This is a genomic window from Actinoplanes regularis (assembly GCF_900188005.1).
Taxonomy (GTDB): Bacteria; Actinomycetota; Actinomycetes; order Mycobacteriales; family Micromonosporaceae; genus Actinoplanes; species Actinoplanes regularis.
In genome coordinates this window covers 941,575-957,696 of sequence record NZ_FZNR01000002.1, presented here as the reverse complement: position 1 = coordinate 957,696, position 16,122 = coordinate 941,575, and the positions used below count along the sequence as shown (strand labels likewise).

Here is a 16,122-nt window from a genome sequence, read left to right as displayed (position 1 = left end):
GTCGCCGATATGCTTCCCGCAATGCTTGGGAGCACTTCGAGCTACAGTCGCAGCATCCCGACTTGTACGGCGATATTAGGGCGATGCGTGAGAGCGGCGTTGCGCGGACCCCATAGTCGTCCCGTCCGATTTGGAGTCTCTCAAATGCGAAACCTCTCACGTAGGTTTTCGACTGTGGCGTCCTGGAAATCGAGCTTGAAAAGAGTAAGCACGATGTCAAGCAGTCTCGGGAAGTAGTTTTCCTCTGTCGTCATGTCGTAGGTGACCCTTCCTTGAAGGAGGGGGGGGAGGGAGTGCTGTCTAGTTCCGGATCGCAATAGTGGAAGCACGGATGACTTATTAGATTCTCTACCGGTCATTCGATTGTTGATCAAATCAACTTCTGCGGCGACGATGCTGCCGAACTCCGAAACATCATTCTCATACTTTTGTCTGTAAGCTGGCGACCCTACTACGATAATAAAATCAGATTTATCTATACGTTCGAGGAATCGAGGGACGCTCGCACCTGCCGACGAGTTGTTCCATACGTCGAGGATCACTGCGACATCCGCAACTTCTAGATCTCGAGCAAGTTGATGCACCCATTTGTCATCATCCCACTGCCCCCAAGCATAGCTAATAAAGCACGTCGGCTTAGTTAGGCCTCGGTCTCTCGCTATAGATTTAACATGGACTAGGGCGGATTGGTATGCGGACCGGCCGCGTGCGACTCTCTGCTGTACCTGGACTTCCCCGTCGATCTGCCCAGGTAGCTCGACGATAGTGATAGATGGTAAAGGACTTCTTTCACCACACTCTTCACAATTTATGAACGTTCGCCGCTCCGTCATGCGACGTACCACGGTTGATCGCTCCTGGATATACTTGCAAGCATTACATGAAACTGAGGGGAATCTTTCTATCATAATGTTCCGTCTCTTAAGGAATTCCTCAACTAATCCTTGGAAAAGTAGACGGGCGGACACTGAAGTGGGCGGCGCGTAAGAAAGAACGATATCTACTACTCCGGACGCGCGTGCGATCTGTCTGAATCCGCAAATTTGGTCTGAGTCGAGTTCATACTCGGCATTATCCCGCCAATGCTTTGCGCGCTTGAAAGTGTTAGTGTAGCCCAGCAGAACCACCAAGGCCGAGTAGACGTTCTCGACATTTCCGGAAATTCTATAGGTGACGAAGTCGTCTGTATCGCGCCTTTTTGCCAGTGAAATTCCCTGATTAATCAATGCAGGAAAAACGAGAAAAGTCTCGGATCCCAAGCTTTCCCTGAAGCAGAGATCGCGACTTATGAACAACAGAACAACAGCGTCAAGAAGGATCCTCTGCTGCTCTCTGGTCATGCCTGCAATTTCCGGGAAAACTATCCTTCCCTGAAGGATGTCGCTTTCGCTAAGAGCGCCAAGGCCCTTAGGATTGCGGCGAGCTTCAAGGATTACCGACGACGCAAGTGAGATCATGAGATCTGGTGAAAAAAGGACATACTGGGTAAGAGAAGAGTCGGCCAAAACGCCAAGGTAGCCGTGATTGCGCAACGCTCTTACGGCAGCCACGAGTAATTCCTTGGGCACGGATTTCCCGCGTTCCTTATTCACGATCTCGACCAGCTGGTCTACTGGCACGAGAGCCTTCGCTGCCGAATCGGCTGAACTTTTTAGTCGAATGACCCTCTGTTTTACCTCTTGAAAAGCCTCCGTCGAAACAGTCACCTGGACAGGCTGTTGTTCGATGGCATTTTCAATCTTTTGTAATAGTTTATCAATCCCGGCGCCAGTAGCGGCGCTTGTTTCTACGTATCCCAGTTTCATGCCATTGTCATGGCAGAAGGTTTCTATTTCTTCCTTCGAAATAGCGGCGAGGCCGCGGTCGCTCCTAGACCCCACGAGAATTGCATCGGGGAGCGCGCCGGTGTCTGAGCGAAGGTGCTTGATCCAATATTCAACGCCAGCCAAGACTTCCTCTTGTCTAGATGCATCGAATAGCACTAATGCAACATCGATATCCTCAAGGAACAAGGAGTGCACCAGCCGATATTCTGGTTGGCCAGCGAAATCCCAGAGTACTGCACTGACTTCAACGCCATCCGGCCTTACCGTAGATAGCTTGTCGATTACCCAGAACTGCTGCCCGTGCGTTGACTCCTGTGGCTTGAACTCGCTATGTGCGATACGCCAACCCAGTGTTGATTTGCCGACTCCACTGTCGCCAACCAATGCCAAGCGCTTGGTGGCGTATTCCGTCGCTTGTATTTCACTTTTGAGTTCTGGGAATGCGTAAGTGCCGAGAATCTCGCCAACCAGAAGAACCATCTTGCTCGCGTCGGGAGTGATAAGCAGGCGCCCGTTTCGGTTGGGAGTTACGTCAAAAGACTTAGGCGATTCCCGTCCTTGCAGGCTAAAAATACGAGCCGTGCCGGTCTCGTCCCGTGAAAGAACTGCGCCTTTGGAATTCAGAACCCTCAACTCTACAATTGGAGCAGTATGAACCTCAAAAGTCCGGAGCAACTCTCTGGACTCTACATCGTGCACGTATACGGTTCCGCTCGATGTTCCTGAGATAGCCTGCTTTCCATCGCCAGATAACGTGATGACCGTTGCGGATCCTACCTCCGATAGTGACCTGCCGACCCCTGCCGTTATGTCCCATATGGCTACCTCCCCAGCAACGCGGCCGGAAAAGAGGCAGAATCGTTGATCTTGGGTAAGAGCTATAGTGTCAACTGGTCCATTGATTGACCAGCTCTCTTCTAGCGGGAAAGCCCCATTATCTATCAGTGTAACTACACCGCTGGTATCACCTAGTGCAAACTTTGGCTGATTCGCATTACCGGCAACTGCCAGCGCTGTATACCGATACTTACCTTCGATGCGATTCACAAATATCGGCTTGTCGGGTTCTCTTATAGGAAAGACGGTCAGGTAGCGGCCGGCAAGGTGCGCAAGCAGATCGTCCTCGGGTCCGAACGCGATCAGGCCGCCCTTGCTTGTCGGAACTTTCAGTGTTGTGTAGGTGTCAGGCTTATCCAAATGAACCAGATAGAGCCCACGCGTGGAACTGACCGCAACGGATCTGGCGTCATGAGAGCTTTCGAGATACCGGAATTCCGCCGCCCGTGGAAGAATTGCCACGGACATGTTCTTATAATCCGCATCTGGAGGGTAGCGATTCATCAGCTTCCCTCAGCTCTTCCAGGCCGTGACAACGGAAACTGCTGTCACGGTAACAAAAAGGAGCCCATGAACCATGGAAACTACAGGTGTAAAGGCGGTGCGGAGTAGGCTAGGGGCAGAGGCCTTATGCTCAGACACGGTTAAGCTATATGGGTCATCTGAGCTATCTCTCCTTGCCTTTTCGTAAAGTCGTCGATACAGGCGCTCTTGACGCAGGTAATAAGAATCTAAGTACCAGAATGCCGAAACGGGCACGAGTGTAATTGCCGCAATCCCGGGCGACTCTTTGCTTGCGGCAAAGCCTAGTGACGCCGTCGACAATGTCACGGCCCATGTCTTAATTTGAAATGAGTTGCTTGCCATACGCGCAATCACACCTGCGATGAGATCAAGATGCTTCTCAGATGCCACTGGTGAGCCTTCCCGCTGTCATAGCGCCACACGGCAGTCGCTTCGCCTCAGCGGTGCCCGTTGTTCTAGTGGCATTCAGTATCGTCCAATGTGGTACAGCTGGGAAGTGACCGACTGCCGGATTGGCCTCTTCTGAATCAAGGCGCCGCGCAAGCGCGGCGCGGGCCGGCCGCGCTCGGCCTGCTGGCGGCCTGCGTCCGGCATCGGCCGGCGCGCCGGCCAATACCTGTTGCGGTGCGTGATCCGGAGTGATGCCTCCGGTGAGAGCCGCTCGGGCGGACGGGATGGTTGGCGAGCGCAGATCTCGCCGCGCTGCGGTGCCGAGCCGGGTGTTCGGCCGGATCGGATGCCAGGTTCCGACGCCGTAGTCTCCCGGGGTGACGTCATCAGGTAGAAGCGATTGGTCATTCGCCACGGCCCGTAAACCTGCTCGATTCGGTCTGGCGCGCGACAAGGCTGACCCCCGAAAAGGATCATGCCTACGTTGGGGACGGAACCCTGTGTGGGCTTCCTGAACATCAAGTCGAGGCTTATCTAACCCTCTTCTTCCCGGAGGGTGCCCAAGCTTGTTCAGTCTGCCGGCGGCACTGTCAAGCGGCCCCGACGCAGCCCTCTGCTCAGGAGCGTCTCCATGATCGGGTTCTGCAGGCCGAGGAAAACTCTCTCCGCGAGGAGCTGCTCGCGGCGCTCCGTGTCGGTGCCGACGTCCGGCCCTGGGTCAACGGCTTGGCCGCTGATATGGCGAAGTTCTACGCCCATCTAGACCAGATCGTTGATGGTCGCGCTGCTGTAGCTGCTGCGTTGGACACCGACGGAATAGCAGGGTTGGCGCGGGTCCACCATGGCTCTTGGCAATACATCGTCGCCCTGCCAGAGGGAGGCCAGGCGGTGCTTGGTCGGGCAACGCCCGATCCCAAGATCAATGCGCGAGTCATCCCGATCGAAGAGGCGTGGGGGATCCAGAGGCGTAGGGTTCCGGCGGGCCCGGTCGTAGTTGCTGATCCGCTGCTTCGCGGCTTGCCACCGGAACCGGTGGTCGCCGTTGGCGAGCCTCCCGCAGAACGGTCAGGCGCCGGCCAGACGTGAGGAGGCCAGCGCGTTCAGGGAGACGCCCTGCTCGGCCGCCCGGATGGCCAGACGGCGGTGGACCTCTTCGGGTACGCGGACCTGGAACTTGCCGGAGTAGTGCCGGTCGGCGATGGCCACGGGCGGAGTTTCGCCGGAGGTCTCCATGTCGGCGACGATCTCTTCGGCGACGCGCTGGATGCCGATGAAGGCCTCCATCCGGTCTTCGGCGAGCCAGGAGACGGAGGGCAACTCGGCGACGGTGCCGACGTACTCGTCGTCTTCCGCTGACCAGTGCACTCGGTAGGTGTAGTGGTCCGCCACGCTCATGCTCGCTCCTCCAGCTTCTCGATCGCGTCAGCACTTGCTTGACCTGGCAAGGCTTTGCCTTGCCGCCCTTGTCCTGAATGTTGACCCGGGTCGCCGGGCCACGGCATCTTGAACACGTAGTTCGATGTGCCCTGCGATCGTGGTTCCGCGAAGTACTGCTGGCAGACGAACAACAGGTCCGCGAACCGGATGTTGTTCGGGTTCCGGCGCATCTCCGCCAAGATCTTCGCCAGTCTGTCCGCCACATCACCGACGATACTCCGCTCAGTATCGCCGGTGATACTACGATCTCGGAGCAGGCTCTTGATTCAAGTGTGGCTCGGATGATTCGCAGGCCAGGGTTCCGGTGGGCCAGGTCGTAGTTGCTGCCGCGCCGCTTCGCGGCTTGCCACCGAATATGGTGGGTGCGGCGGTGCCGTGGGTTGCCGAACGCCGGGACGAGCGGTCAGTGCGGGCAGGGCCGCGGGGCGGGCGGTGCGCGAGCAGCGCGCAGCCAAGATCGAATAGTCCGCAATCAGTCCGCACGAGGTCCGCAAAAGCAGCGGAACGCTGTCAGATCATGGCAGGCGTCTTCGCAGCTCAGCAGGTGTTTGTGCCGGTAGATCAAGTTGGCTTTTCGATCTCATAATCCCTCGGTCGCGGGTTCGAGTCCCGCCCGCCCCACCTCATGTCCGGCCTGCGTGTTCACGCTGGTCGAATGTGGCATTGCGCGAACCGCGGGTCGCTCGAGCCTGGTGCCGGGCTCGATGTGGCAAGTGGGTACATGCCCAAGAGTCGTGGTCGTCCTGCGGGACGAGGCAAGCCGAGGCGCCCGTAGCGCCCGGCGGTCAGCTCACGGTCTGTCGCGATCAGCCGTCACGGCCGTTTCGGCGGAGCTGTCTCCACAGCGAAACGTGGGCACTCGAGACCGCTCCGGGACCGTGAACAGGACCGAGCCACCCCCGTTTTATGTGGCCCGGTCCGTCCCCGGTTCCGACCTTTCCGCTGGCCGGTTCGATCGTGTGACGCCAAGCGTGGCTCAGCACTGTTAATGAACTGTTGTCGCCGAGGCCCGCCGGATGTGAGGCTGGTCGGCGGGCGAGTGACGGCATGCCGTCGCGGCTTGAAGACGTTCGAGGACGGGAGGCCGTGGTGGAGGTCCGCCTGCTGGGTCCGGTGGAGACATGGGCGGACGGCCGGTCGGTCGAGCTCGGTCCACCGCAGCGACGGCACACGCTGGCGGCCCTGGCGGTCGATGCGGGTCGCCCGGTCACCATTGACGCTCTCGCCGCCCGAGTGTGGGACGAGCCGCCACCGGCGGCGGCCCGGATTCTGCAGGTGCACATCACGCACCTTCGGCGGCTGTTGGCCTCCGCCGCGGGCACGCCACCGGCCCGCCTGCTGCGCCGCTCCAGCGGCTACCTCCTCGACATGGCGCCCGAACGAGTCGACGCCCACCGGTTCGCCGACCAGGTCGGACGCGCCCGTGGCGCCGACCCGTCCACCGCGCTGACACTGCTACGCACCGCCCGGGAACTGTGGCGGGCCGAGCCGCTCGGCGGGCTGAAGGGAAGCTGGGTGGAACGGACCCGGCACATGTACGGGGAGCGGTTCCTCGCCGCCATGATGGCCTGGGGGCTCGCCGAGTTGCGGGCCGGCAACCCGCTCGTGGTGATCCGGCCGCTGGCCGAGCTCGCCGTTGATCACCCGCTGACGGAGCCGCTGGCCGATGTCGTGATTCGGGCTTATGCCGCCGCTGACCGGCCCGCCGACGCCTTGGCGTATTACGCCAAGTTCCGTCGCCGGCTCGCCGACGAGTTGGGTGCCGATCCGAGCGCGACGCTGCAGGCCCTGCACCAGGCCATTCTGCGCGGCGAACCGGTGGCACCGAGGGACACCGTCGAGGTGGCGGCCAAAGCGCCGGTCACTGTTGTCGTGCCGGCCCAGCTACCGGCGGATGTTCCCGGTTTCGCCGGCCGTGCCTCGGCCCTGCGCGCCCTCGACAATGTGCTGGCGGAGACCGCGATGGCGGTCGCGGTGGTGTCCGGCACCGCCGGGGTGGGCAAGACCGCCCTTGCCGTGCACTGGGCGCATACGGTGCGGTCTCACTTTCCGGACGGTCAGATCTTCGTGAGCCTGCGCGGCTTCGACCCCACCGGACAGGTCGTCTCCCCGCAAGAGGCACTCCGCAGCCTGCTCGACGGGCTGGGCGTCGCCCCCGAGCGGGTGCCGGCCACCCTCGACGCGCAGGCCGCCCTGTACCGCAGCGTGGTGGCTGGCCTGCGGCTCCTGCTGGTGCTGGACAACGCCCGCGACGTCGAGCAGGTCCGGCCGTTGCTGCCGGGCACCGCCACCGTTGTCGTCGTAGTGACCAGCCGGGCGCAACTCACCGGTCTGCTGGCCAGCGGGGCATCCTCCGTACCGGTGGGTCTGCTGTCCCGTGGGGAAGCCGAGGAACTGCTGACGAACCGGCTCGGACCGGGGGTCGTAGCCCAGCGTGACGCACTCGACCAGGTCATCATGGCCTGCGCCCGGTTGCCACTGGCGTTGAGCATCGCCGTGGCCCGGACCCGGCAGACGAACTTTCCGCTGACCGCGCTCGCCGCCGAGCTCAGTGAGGCAAGTGACCGGCTGACCGCGTTGGACGTCGGCGATCCGGCCGGTGATGTCCGGACGGTGCTCTCGTGGTCGTACGCTGCCCTGAGCGAATCCGCCGCCGGATTGTTCCGGTTGCTCGGGCTCGTCGTCGGACCCCACTTCGACGTTCCCGCGTTGACCAGCCTCTCCGGGATGCCGGAGCGGGACCTTCGCACGCCCCTGCGCGAGCTGACTCGGGCGAGCCTGGTGACCGAGTACGCTCCCGGCCGCTACAGCCAGCATGACCTGCTGCGCGAGTACACCGCCGAACTCGCCCGTCGCGACGATTCGGAGGACGTACGCCGGTCCGCTGTCGTCCGCCTGCTCGATCACTACCTGCATACCGCGTACGCGGCGGATCGCCTGCTCAACCCGCCCCGCGAAGCCATCGCCCTGCCCCTGGGCGAGCCGGCAGCCGGCGTGCGTCCGGAGCGGTTCACGGACCTCGGCGACGCGATGGCCTGGTACGGCGAGCACCACGCCGTCCTGCTGGCCGTCCTGCGGCAGGCCGCGGCGGTGGGACTCGACCGGCTCGCATGGCAGCTCGCCTGGTCGATGGAAACCTATTTCTCCCGGAAGGGCCACCTGCACGATCAGGTCGAGGCCTGGCAGATCGCCATCGAGTGCGCGAGCCGCCTCGGCGAACTGCCGGCCCGCGCCTACGGGCACCGTAACCTGTCTCAGGCCAGCACCAGGCTCGGCCGCTACGGCGAGGCGAACGACAACCTGAGGCGCGCGCTGGAACTCTTCACGAAGGCGGGCGACCGCATCGGCCAGGCCCGCACCCAGCACCACCTCGCCTACCTGTTCGGCCAGCAGAAGCAGCCCGCGACCGCGCTCGATCACGCCCGGCAGGCCTGGGCGCTCTACGCCGGCACCGACGACCGGACCGGGCAGGCCGAGGCTCTGAACGCGATCGGGTGGTACCACGCGCTGCTCGGCGAGTTCGAACAGACTCTGACGTACTGCCGGCGGGCGCTGGAGATCTTCGAGGCGGACGGTGACCTGCACGGCGCCACCGGCGCCTGGGACAGCTTGGGGTACGCCCACCACCACCTCGGTCACCTCAACGAGGCCATCGACTGCTACCAGCACGGCCTCACGTCGGCCCGAAGCCTGGACCACGACCTGTTCGTCGCCGAGTTGCTGGTGCACCTCGGCGAATCCCACCATGCGGCCAGGCGGCCCGCCGCAGCGCGCATCGCGTGGACGGAGGCGGAGCAACTGCTGACAGCGCTCGACCACCCGAGCGTCTCCAGCGTCCAGGAGTCGCTGCGTCAGCTCGATGACTGAGCCGCCGCCGACCGATCGGGTGGAATGACGTATTGCTCGAAACACGCTGAGGAGCGCAAGCGCTTGGGGTTGACGCGGAAGCAGGTACGTGTGGGCGCCGGTGCCCGGATGCGGATCATCTTCGACTACGGCAGCGACCTCCGGCAGATCGCCTGATTCGCTGTCCCCCTTGTTTTCGAGCGTTCGAACGGCGGTCGGTTGGCCGCATCAGTGCTCACTTTGGACTTTGACTGCCTCGTGAGCTGGTCAGACGTCCCGGCAGCGGGTCGCCGGTGACGATGGCTGGGTGGTTCGCATGGTGCAACGTCCGGTCCGCCATCTCTACCTGGTGTTTCTCTTCGGCTGGAGCGCTTCGAAGGCCGGAGAAACATGATCAGTCAGCACTCTCGCGGGTCGCGGCCTGGTCCAAGTCGTCTCCAAACAGGTCCGCGTAGACGTTCAGGGTCATTGCCGCAGAGGCATGACCAAGCATCCGTTGTACGGCCTTGACGTTGGCGCCTTCCGCTACGGCGAGGCTGGCGGCGGTGTGGCGGAGCTCGTGCGGAGTCAGTCCCTTGAGCCCGTGGCCTGTGGCTCAAGCAGCTCAAGGGCTCACGGCTCTACTCCGCGAGAGTGACCGACGCCTATCGCGCCCTCCTGCTGAACGTCGGCGAGCGACACAAGGACGCGCCCCGTGACCGATCGCTACTGTTCGTCGCGGCCACCCGAGCACGCGACGACCTCGCTGTCTTCTGGCATGGGCGCCGAAGTCCCTTCATCCCGGCAAGTCTCGTGCAGCAGGATGATGCCCGCTCTTGAGATGATCTCCGCTGGTCACGCGGCCTATGCCGGATTCACCTGGATCATGAACGATCTCTGATCGATCGGGGTTTATCTAGGTGAATGGCGGATCGGTGTGCGGATCTGGTTCTGCCTGGTCGGTCGGCGGCGGTGGCGTCGCTCGGATGGCGGGAGGCGTGGTGGGGCAGTTGGCCGAACGGCTCGGTCAGGTGATCGCGGAGGCGAGGTCACCTGACGGCGGGTTGTGGGCGTCGTTTCGGGGTTCGGACGATCTGCAGGCGGGCTTCGCTCCGGGCGCGTATCGCCGATACTCGCCGGCCGATCTGGAGCGGCGGCTCGGCGCGCTCGCGGCGGTGCTGTGGGCGCGTTACCGGCGAGAATATCTGGAGGTCGTCGCTGCCTGGGCGGACTCTGACGCCGACCCGGAGCAGAACGCCGAGGACCGCCGTTTCCAGCAGGCGCTTGAGCAACTCGATGTCGCGGGAACGTCGCCGGCGCGGTGGGTCAGGGTCACCAGCCGCGCCCTGGCTTCGTGGGATTTCCGGCTCAGACCTGAGACGCTGCGAGTACTGCCTGAGCACGAATTCCTTGCTGAGACAACCGGCGCGGTCACCGCCCTGCTGGCCGATCACCGAGCGAAAACCATTCTGCTGACCGACGAGGTCTACGACATCGGCCTGCCCCGGTCGATGCGGGAAGCCGGAGCGCAGCACCCATGACGACAACACCGTCCCACCCGCCGGCTCGTACGGGCCTGCGCCCCGGCCACTGGCTACTGATCGCCCTGGTCGGTCTCCTCCTCGCCGGTGCGGTCTTCGTCATCGCCCGACGCGACAGCGCTCACGATCCCCAGGCAACCTCCTCCACCCCGACACCGACGACGGCGCCGGCCACCGACAGCGCTGCCATACGCCCGGACTGCGTGCCGCAGATCACCGCGACAGGCTTGACTCCACGGCTGCCGGGCACGTACGGCTTCACTTACACCGCGGCCTGTGACCAGGTTGTCCGGGAACTCGGGTTCCAGGTCACGGCGCTAGATGCCAAGGGCGCTGTCCTGGCCGGATCTTCGCCGGACGTCGTGTCTGGTGGGGTGCTCTTTCCCGGCCACACGCTGGCCGCGGCAGGGGAGGTACCGGTGCACGGGAAGACCCCGGCCAAGATCCGGGTCGAGGTCGTGCACTACCTCGTGGAATCGCCGGATGCCTACACGGCCTGGGCCCGGGACCTGCAGGTGGTTGATCTGGTCCGCGGCAAGCCGGACGAACTGGGCACCTTCACGATCACCGGCAGCCTGCACGCCGAGTCCGAGACACTGCCGCTCTGCGTCGCGGGGTACGTGCTTCTCCTGCGAGACAAGGCGGGGGAGATCCTGTATGCCCAGCAGCAACTGGCGACCATCACTCGCACGCCGACGTTTGACGTGGCGCCCACGGACGACATGGACTTCGCTCACACGCAGATCTTCGCGTTGCAGACTCCACGCACTGAGCAACCGCCGCGAGCCGGCGTGACCTGCGACGGCCGCTGACCGACACGATCAAGGAGCAGCAGCATGGGCTGGGAGCTGGCGGCCGATCTGTCCGAACTGAAGATCGTCGGGAGCATCGACCTGCCGACGATCGGCTACACCTACGCCACGATGAATCAGGCGATCAACGGGACCGCGGCATACGACCGGGCCGCCTTCGAGACCCCGGGCGGGGGCATCGCAGCGACCCAGGCCGTCTGGTCGGCGCTTCGCAGTGACCTGCAGACGATCCTCGGCCGGACCGCGAACAACATGCAGCAGGCCGCCGCCGTGATCACGAACGCGGTCGCGGCATACGCCGAATACGACCAAGCCGCAGGGCAGAGCCTTTACGAAGCGTGGAGCAACGGGCAGCAGCCCGGCGTCGTCGACACCGAGGCGAAGTACGTGCACCAGTCGCCGCCTCCGGTGGTTCTGCCCGACGGCTACTGATCAGAGGGCGCGCGGGGAGACCACGATGACATTCACCTACCACGCTCCTGACGAGCTGCAACAGCTCGGCGAACACATCAGGGACAAAGCGATCCAGGTGACCATGGATCAGTCCGCGTCGTACTCGGCTGCTCAGCAGGCTGCCAACAACGACGCGACCCGGGCAGAGACCGGCCAGCTCACGCAGGCCGAGGGATACACGCCACCGACCCACGGGCGCCCGGACGACGAAGACAACCTGCGCTCCTGGGTCAGTCAGGCGTACGCCGAGATCCCGGCCATGTTCGCCGCCTTCGCGCTGCCGAGCCCCGACACCTGCCGACCGGCGCTCGAAGCGCTGTACGGAACCGCGGCCACCGTCCAGGTGGACCTGCAGATGGTCGCCCGGGACAACTCCGTCACCGCACCGAACGCGGTCCGGCCACTGGCCGACACCGCGCAGGTGGGCGAGGTGGTAGACCTCATCCGCAGCCATATGAGTCAGTGGCGGGGGACCGCTGCGACGGCTTTCAAGGGCTACCTCAAGACCAGCGAGAGCGCCGCGGCCCTGCACCGGGAACTGGCGCTCTCGCTGGCCCTGGGTCTGGAGACCCAACTTGAGATCAACCGGCGGATCAATACCGACATCTGGACCATCGGCCAGCAGACCCTCAAGGCGCTGGACGGACTCGACTCCTGGTGCCCCGGTGGGAATGCCTCCAAGGTCACCGCTCTGATCACCATCGGCGGCGCCATCGCGGCCGTCGTCTATGCCGGTGTCGCGGTAGAGGCCGGCGCGGCTGCCTCAGCGCTGGCCGGCGCAGTCGGCGTCGAGGGATGGCAGAGCCTGGGCACGATTCTGGGCAACACCGGGCCCTTCCAGGAAAAGAAGGTCGGGATCGGGGGCATGACCGTGCCGCCGATCATCACCGGCATGCAGAACGCCATGACCGAACTCAGCAAGACGGCCGATGCGCTTCAGCAACAGCTCACAGAAGGGCTCAGCAAGTACACCTTGACTGTGCACACCAATTCGAACTGGGACAGGCTTCTCATTAGTCCGCCGGAGCAGTTCACCCGGTACACCCACGCCAATGCGCAGACGCTCCGGACCCCGGACGGTCTCTACGTCGCCTGATCAACGTAAGCGGTAGCCATTACGCCCCGACATCCGGTGCTCCACGTTCGCGCCCAGGGCCACGCCCGCTCCACGGTGTGCGGGTCGACGGCAGACGGGATGACAGTCAGGCGGCCTTGCTGGTTCTGGTTCGCCGCTCCTGCTCGTAGTGCTCCCGGGGCGACTTTTCAGCTGTCCGAGGCGAGAGTTCGCCGGTCACACCGATTTCCGTGCGGGCAAGGTGGTTGAAGCGGTTGATCGCTTCGTAGTAGTTCCCCGCGGCGATGTGCCAGCCCTCAACGTCGGCGTCGTCCAGCAGACCCCGGGCGAACCATTCCAAGCGCCAGACCGTGCGGTTCAACTCTCGGGCTGCCTCGACAAGATCTCTGCCTGCCATCATGGCGAGCGCCTCGAATAAACCGCCGCGGGCCAGGTTCGCCTCCGCGAGTTGGTCCAGCCCATCCTCTCGGCGCAGGCGCGGTGCCTGGTCGTCGAGGCCGACATCTGCGCCTATGCGCTGCGCGATGCTCCGCATCCGCTTGACGTCGGCTACATAGGCGCCGTAGGTCTGGAGGCGACGTTCTCGCCATTCGCGGTTGAGCGCCCACCGCTCACGCCGGCTCTCGCCCAGTACCGCGAACGCGTATGACAGGACGGCGCCGACGACGACACCGACGAGAGCGATCAAAGGGCTGGCGATGTTCACGGGACGCCTCCATTGGTGGCGGGTGAGAACCTGGCCGGAGCTTTGTCAGGCGGTCTGACCTCGTATGACGCTTGATCAAACCGCGTCGTCGGTGTTCAGGGTTCCTGTGTGCGCGGTCGTAGTTGCTGCCGCGGCGGTTCGCGGCTTGCCACCGGAACCGGTGGTCACGGAGGGTGAGCCTCCCGCGGAACCGTCAGGCGCCGGCCAGGCGTGAGGAGGCCAGCGCGTTCAGGGAGACGCCCTGTTCGGCCGCGCGGATGGCCAGACGGCGGTGGACCTCTTCGGGTACGCGGACCTGAAACTTGCCGGAGTAGTGCCGGTCGGCGATGGCCACGGGCGGAGTTTCGCCGGAGGCTTCCATGTCGGCGACGATCTCTTCGGCGACGCGCTGGATGCCGATGAAGGCTTCCATCCGGTCTTCGGCGAGCCAAGAGACGGAGGGCAACTCGGCGACGGTGCCGACGTACTCGTCGTCTTCCGCTGACCAGTGGACTCGGTAGGTGTAGTGGTCCGCCACGCTCACGATCGCTCCTCCAGCTTCTCGATCGCGGTCAGCACTTGCCTGACCTGGTAAGGCTTTGCCTTGCCGCCCTTGTCCTGAATGTTGACCCGGGGTCGCCGAGCCACGGCATCTTGAACACGTAGTTCGATGTGCCCTGCGGTCGTGGTTCCCCGAAATACTGCTGGCAGACGAACAACAGGTCCGCGAACCGGATGTTGTTCGGGTTCCGGCACATCTCCGCCAAGATCTTCGCCAGTCTGGTCGGTGTCGTTCCCGCACTCACGCTCGCGGGGGTCGGCCTCGCAGGCCGTTTGTTCCTCATCGCCTGTCCAGGGTCCACAGGTGGATACGGTGTTCGTCGTCAACAGCCGCCATCAGGCCGTCCTTCGGACAGCACGCCAGCGGGCCGCCGTAGCCGACGACCGGGTCGGCGAGCGGGGTGAGGCCCGGCAGCGTCCAAAGGCGCAGCTCACCTCCGCTCGTGACCAACAGCGACCCGTCCCGGTCGAACGCAAGGCCGCGAATCGGCTGGGAATGGGGCACAGCCGACTCGCCGACGACAACGCGCTCCTCGGTTCTCCAGACTCTCACCGTCCGCCCGCCGGCCGCGGCCAGCAGCTGACCGTCCGGGCTGTAGGCGACCCGCATCAGTCCCTCGGCGGAGACCGGCAGCGGGTCGCCGACCGGTGACCAGCCGGCCGGGTCCCAGAGACGTACCGTGTCCTTTCCGCAAGTCGCCAGGTAGCGCCCGTCGGGGCTGACCGCGACTCCGGAGACTTGGCTACGATGCGCCTCGATCGGTTCGTCGACGGCCCGTCCGGCGGTGTCCCAGAGCCGCAGAACCCAGTCGTGCGTGCCACCGACGATGAAGCGGCCGTCTGGGCTGAACGCCAACGCTCGGACGGTGCTGGGGCCGGTATCGATCGGCCCGCCCAGTGTCTGTCGGGCCGCGACATCCCACACGCGCATGGTCTGGTCGCCGGCGGCGCTCGCGAGGAGCCGTCCGTCGGGACTGAACGCGACCGCGTGCACCGCCCCGCGGTGGCCGATCAGCGACTGGCCCGGCCCACCCGTGCGTGGATCCCACAGCCGTACCGTGTCGTCGTAGCTGCCGCTCGCGAGCAGTTCACCGCCGTGGTCGAAGGCAAGCGATGTGATGTAACCGGTGTGTCCGGACAAGATCACGCCGGTTGGCCGCAGACCGGCACGGCGGGATCGACTCGCCGTGCCGGTGCGGCCGGCTTCGTCGAGACGGCGGCGAAGAGTGTCTATCTCGGCGCGGGCTCTGACGTTCTCCTCGGTCAGCTCGCGGAGGCGACGGTGCAGGTCCGCTGTTGTGGAGTAGTCCTCGCTGGACGGCGCGGGTTGCCGATGCCGCTGCTCGGTGGCGGTCTCCCAGGCACGCAGCCAGACTTGCACCGACTCGCCCGGCGGCACTCCGCACGCCTCGGCAAACCATCCGACGAAGGCCCGGCCGGGCGGTCGCTTCCCCGCCAGCACCTCTGAGATCGTGGTTCGTTTCAGGACCACGTCACGGCGGCCGGCGAACCGCTGCTTCGCCGCCCATGACTCCAGGTCGCGTAGCGACGGTTTTCCGGCTCGGACGTGCAGGCGGCGCAGTAGCGTCACCAGGTCCGCCATGCTCGTCACCGCGACGGGCTCACAGCCTCCGGCACTGTCCGGCATTGTCCGACAGCATAGAGCAACCTGCGCAGCTTTCGTGTCCGATGTCGTCCCGCCGTGGCCGGGGTCGGTCGGCTTTGGCCGACCTCCTGGCGGGACACCGCATCGGCCTGGCGTCATGGGAGTACAGCACTCTAGTCGCCCTCCACGAAGGAGTCGCCGTGACCACCGTTCTCCCGGCCCTGACCGCGCTTCTTCCACTTCTCACGGCAGCCCTGCAGTTTGCCGCGACGATGGCCGCGGCGAGAACGGCGAAAAATGCACACGCCCGCGAACGGCGTTGCTGCACCGAGTTCGACGATGCGTCATGGCCGGCGGACAATTGATTGAGCCATTCCGTGCAAGGGTCTGACTACTGAGGATCGTCACGTGGTGCGGTCGCGATCGCCGCGGAGGATGGCCAGGGCCGCGGCGACGATCTTGCAGATTCGGGTGCCTCTCGGACCTATCGGACACCGAGACAGCTACAGCCGGCAACCGAGACCGATGGCGCCGTCGGCGTACTGGCGC

14 protein-coding genes are annotated in these 16,122 nt (G+C 64.1%); 7 read left to right on the top strand and 7 right to left on the bottom strand.

The genetic code is table 11. The annotated features are described in order from the left end of the window. Nucleotides 1–140: 140 nt before the first annotated feature. The 3 genes from CHC09_RS45010 to CHC09_RS09415 all read right to left on the bottom strand — a co-directional run bounded on the left by CHC09_RS45010 (nucleotide 141) and on the right by CHC09_RS09415 (nucleotide 5,218). Entirely contained in the window at nucleotides 141–3,131 is a 2,991-nt protein-coding gene (locus CHC09_RS45010) for a TIR domain-containing protein (RefSeq protein WP_179276996.1), read from the bottom strand. 1,512 nt (nucleotides 3,132–4,643) lie between these two features. Beyond that, nucleotides 4,644–4,973, bottom strand: coding sequence for a type II toxin-antitoxin system HicB family antitoxin (locus tag CHC09_RS09420; protein WP_089292559.1), 330 nt, complete (start codon nucleotides 4,971–4,973; stop codon nucleotides 4,644–4,646). Continuing rightward, nucleotides 4,970–5,218, bottom strand: coding sequence for a toxin HicA (locus CHC09_RS09415; protein WP_203833041.1), 249 nt, complete (start codon nucleotides 5,216–5,218; stop codon nucleotides 4,970–4,972). The genes CHC09_RS09420 and CHC09_RS09415 overlap by 4 nt, the downstream gene beginning before the upstream one ends. An 883-nt stretch (nucleotides 5,219–6,101) precedes the next feature. Between CHC09_RS09415 and CHC09_RS45005 the strand changes: the two genes are divergently transcribed. Beyond that, nucleotides 6,102–8,882 carry an AfsR/SARP family transcriptional regulator gene (locus CHC09_RS45005; protein WP_179276995.1) on the top strand — a complete coding sequence of 927 codons (2,781 nt, stop codon included), beginning with the start codon at nucleotides 6,102–6,104 and terminating at the stop codon, nucleotides 8,880–8,882. A 373-nt stretch (nucleotides 8,883–9,255) separates the two neighbouring features. On the opposite strand, the gene CHC09_RS47475 is transcribed toward CHC09_RS45005, so the two are convergent. After that, nucleotides 9,256–9,432 carry a tyrosine-type recombinase/integrase gene (locus tag CHC09_RS47475; RefSeq protein ID WP_239138139.1) on the bottom strand — a complete coding sequence of 59 codons (177 nt, stop codon included), beginning with the start codon at nucleotides 9,430–9,432 and terminating at the stop codon, nucleotides 9,256–9,258. A 123-nt stretch (nucleotides 9,433–9,555) separates the two neighbouring features. Between CHC09_RS47475 and CHC09_RS09390 the strand changes: the two genes are divergently transcribed. The 5 genes from CHC09_RS09390 to CHC09_RS09370 all read left to right on the top strand — a co-directional run bounded on the left by CHC09_RS09390 (nucleotide 9,556) and on the right by CHC09_RS09370 (nucleotide 12,742). Next, nucleotides 9,556–9,741: a hypothetical protein gene (locus CHC09_RS09390; RefSeq protein ID WP_179276994.1), complete on the top strand. Its 186-nt coding sequence runs from the start codon at nucleotides 9,556–9,558 to the stop codon at nucleotides 9,739–9,741. Between the two features lie 109 nt (nucleotides 9,742–9,850). Beyond that, nucleotides 9,851–10,381 carry a hypothetical protein gene (locus CHC09_RS09385; protein WP_143232254.1) on the top strand — a complete coding sequence of 177 codons (531 nt, stop codon included), beginning with the start codon at nucleotides 9,851–9,853 and terminating at the stop codon, nucleotides 10,379–10,381. Continuing rightward, nucleotides 10,378–11,193: a hypothetical protein gene (locus CHC09_RS09380; RefSeq protein ID WP_089292556.1), complete on the top strand. Its 816-nt coding sequence runs from the start codon at nucleotides 10,378–10,380 to the stop codon at nucleotides 11,191–11,193. The genes CHC09_RS09385 and CHC09_RS09380 overlap by 4 nt, the downstream gene beginning before the upstream one ends. Before the next feature lie 24 nt (nucleotides 11,194–11,217). Next, nucleotides 11,218–11,625: a hypothetical protein gene (locus CHC09_RS09375; RefSeq protein WP_089292555.1), complete on the top strand. Its 408-nt coding sequence runs from the start codon at nucleotides 11,218–11,220 to the stop codon at nucleotides 11,623–11,625. Between the two features lie 25 nt (nucleotides 11,626–11,650). After that, the gene (locus tag CHC09_RS09370; protein WP_089292554.1) at nucleotides 11,651–12,742 is read left to right on the top strand and encodes a hypothetical protein; all 1,092 of its coding nucleotides are present in this window, start codon (nucleotides 11,651–11,653) and stop codon (nucleotides 12,740–12,742) included. A gap of 106 nt (nucleotides 12,743–12,848) precedes the next feature. Here the strand turns inward: CHC09_RS09370 and CHC09_RS09365 are convergent, their stop codons facing one another. The 3 genes from CHC09_RS09365 to CHC09_RS09350 form a co-directional block, all read right to left on the bottom strand. Continuing rightward, nucleotides 12,849–13,427: a hypothetical protein gene (locus CHC09_RS09365; protein WP_089292553.1), complete on the bottom strand. Its 579-nt coding sequence runs from the start codon at nucleotides 13,425–13,427 to the stop codon at nucleotides 12,849–12,851. Between the two features lie 193 nt (nucleotides 13,428–13,620). Next, nucleotides 13,621–13,950: a type II toxin-antitoxin system HicB family antitoxin gene (locus tag CHC09_RS09360; protein WP_089292552.1), complete on the bottom strand. Its 330-nt coding sequence runs from the start codon at nucleotides 13,948–13,950 to the stop codon at nucleotides 13,621–13,623. Nucleotides 13,951–14,247: 297 nt separating this feature from the next. Beyond that, on the bottom strand, nucleotides 14,248–15,570 hold the full coding sequence (locus CHC09_RS09350; protein WP_179276993.1) for a WD40 repeat domain-containing protein: 1,323 nt from the start codon (nucleotides 15,568–15,570) through the stop codon (nucleotides 14,248–14,250). Between the two features lie 203 nt (nucleotides 15,571–15,773). Here CHC09_RS09350 and CHC09_RS46175 point away from each other — a divergent pair, with 203 nt between their 5' ends. Beyond that, nucleotides 15,774–15,938, top strand: coding sequence for a hypothetical protein (locus CHC09_RS46175; protein ID WP_179276992.1), 165 nt, complete (start codon nucleotides 15,774–15,776; stop codon nucleotides 15,936–15,938). Nucleotides 15,939–16,122 lie beyond the last annotated feature (184 nt).

Coding starts and splice junctions, on each gene's coding strand:
- CHC09_RS45010 (WP_179276996.1), bottom strand. CDS start 3,131: ATGTCCGTGGCAATTCTTCCACGGGCGGCGGAATTCCGGTATCTCGAA.
- CHC09_RS09420 (WP_089292559.1), bottom strand. CDS start 4,973: ATGAGCGTGGCGGACCACTACACCTACCGAGTGCACTGGTCAGCGGAA.
- CHC09_RS09380 (WP_089292556.1), top strand. CDS start 10,378: ATGACGACAACACCGTCCCACCCGCCGGCTCGTACGGGCCTGCGCCCC.
- CHC09_RS09375 (WP_089292555.1), top strand. CDS start 11,218: ATGGGCTGGGAGCTGGCGGCCGATCTGTCCGAACTGAAGATCGTCGGG.
- CHC09_RS09370 (WP_089292554.1), top strand. CDS start 11,651: ATGACATTCACCTACCACGCTCCTGACGAGCTGCAACAGCTCGGCGAA.
- CHC09_RS09350 (WP_179276993.1), bottom strand. CDS start 15,570: ATGGCGGACCTGGTGACGCTACTGCGCCGCCTGCACGTCCGAGCCGGA.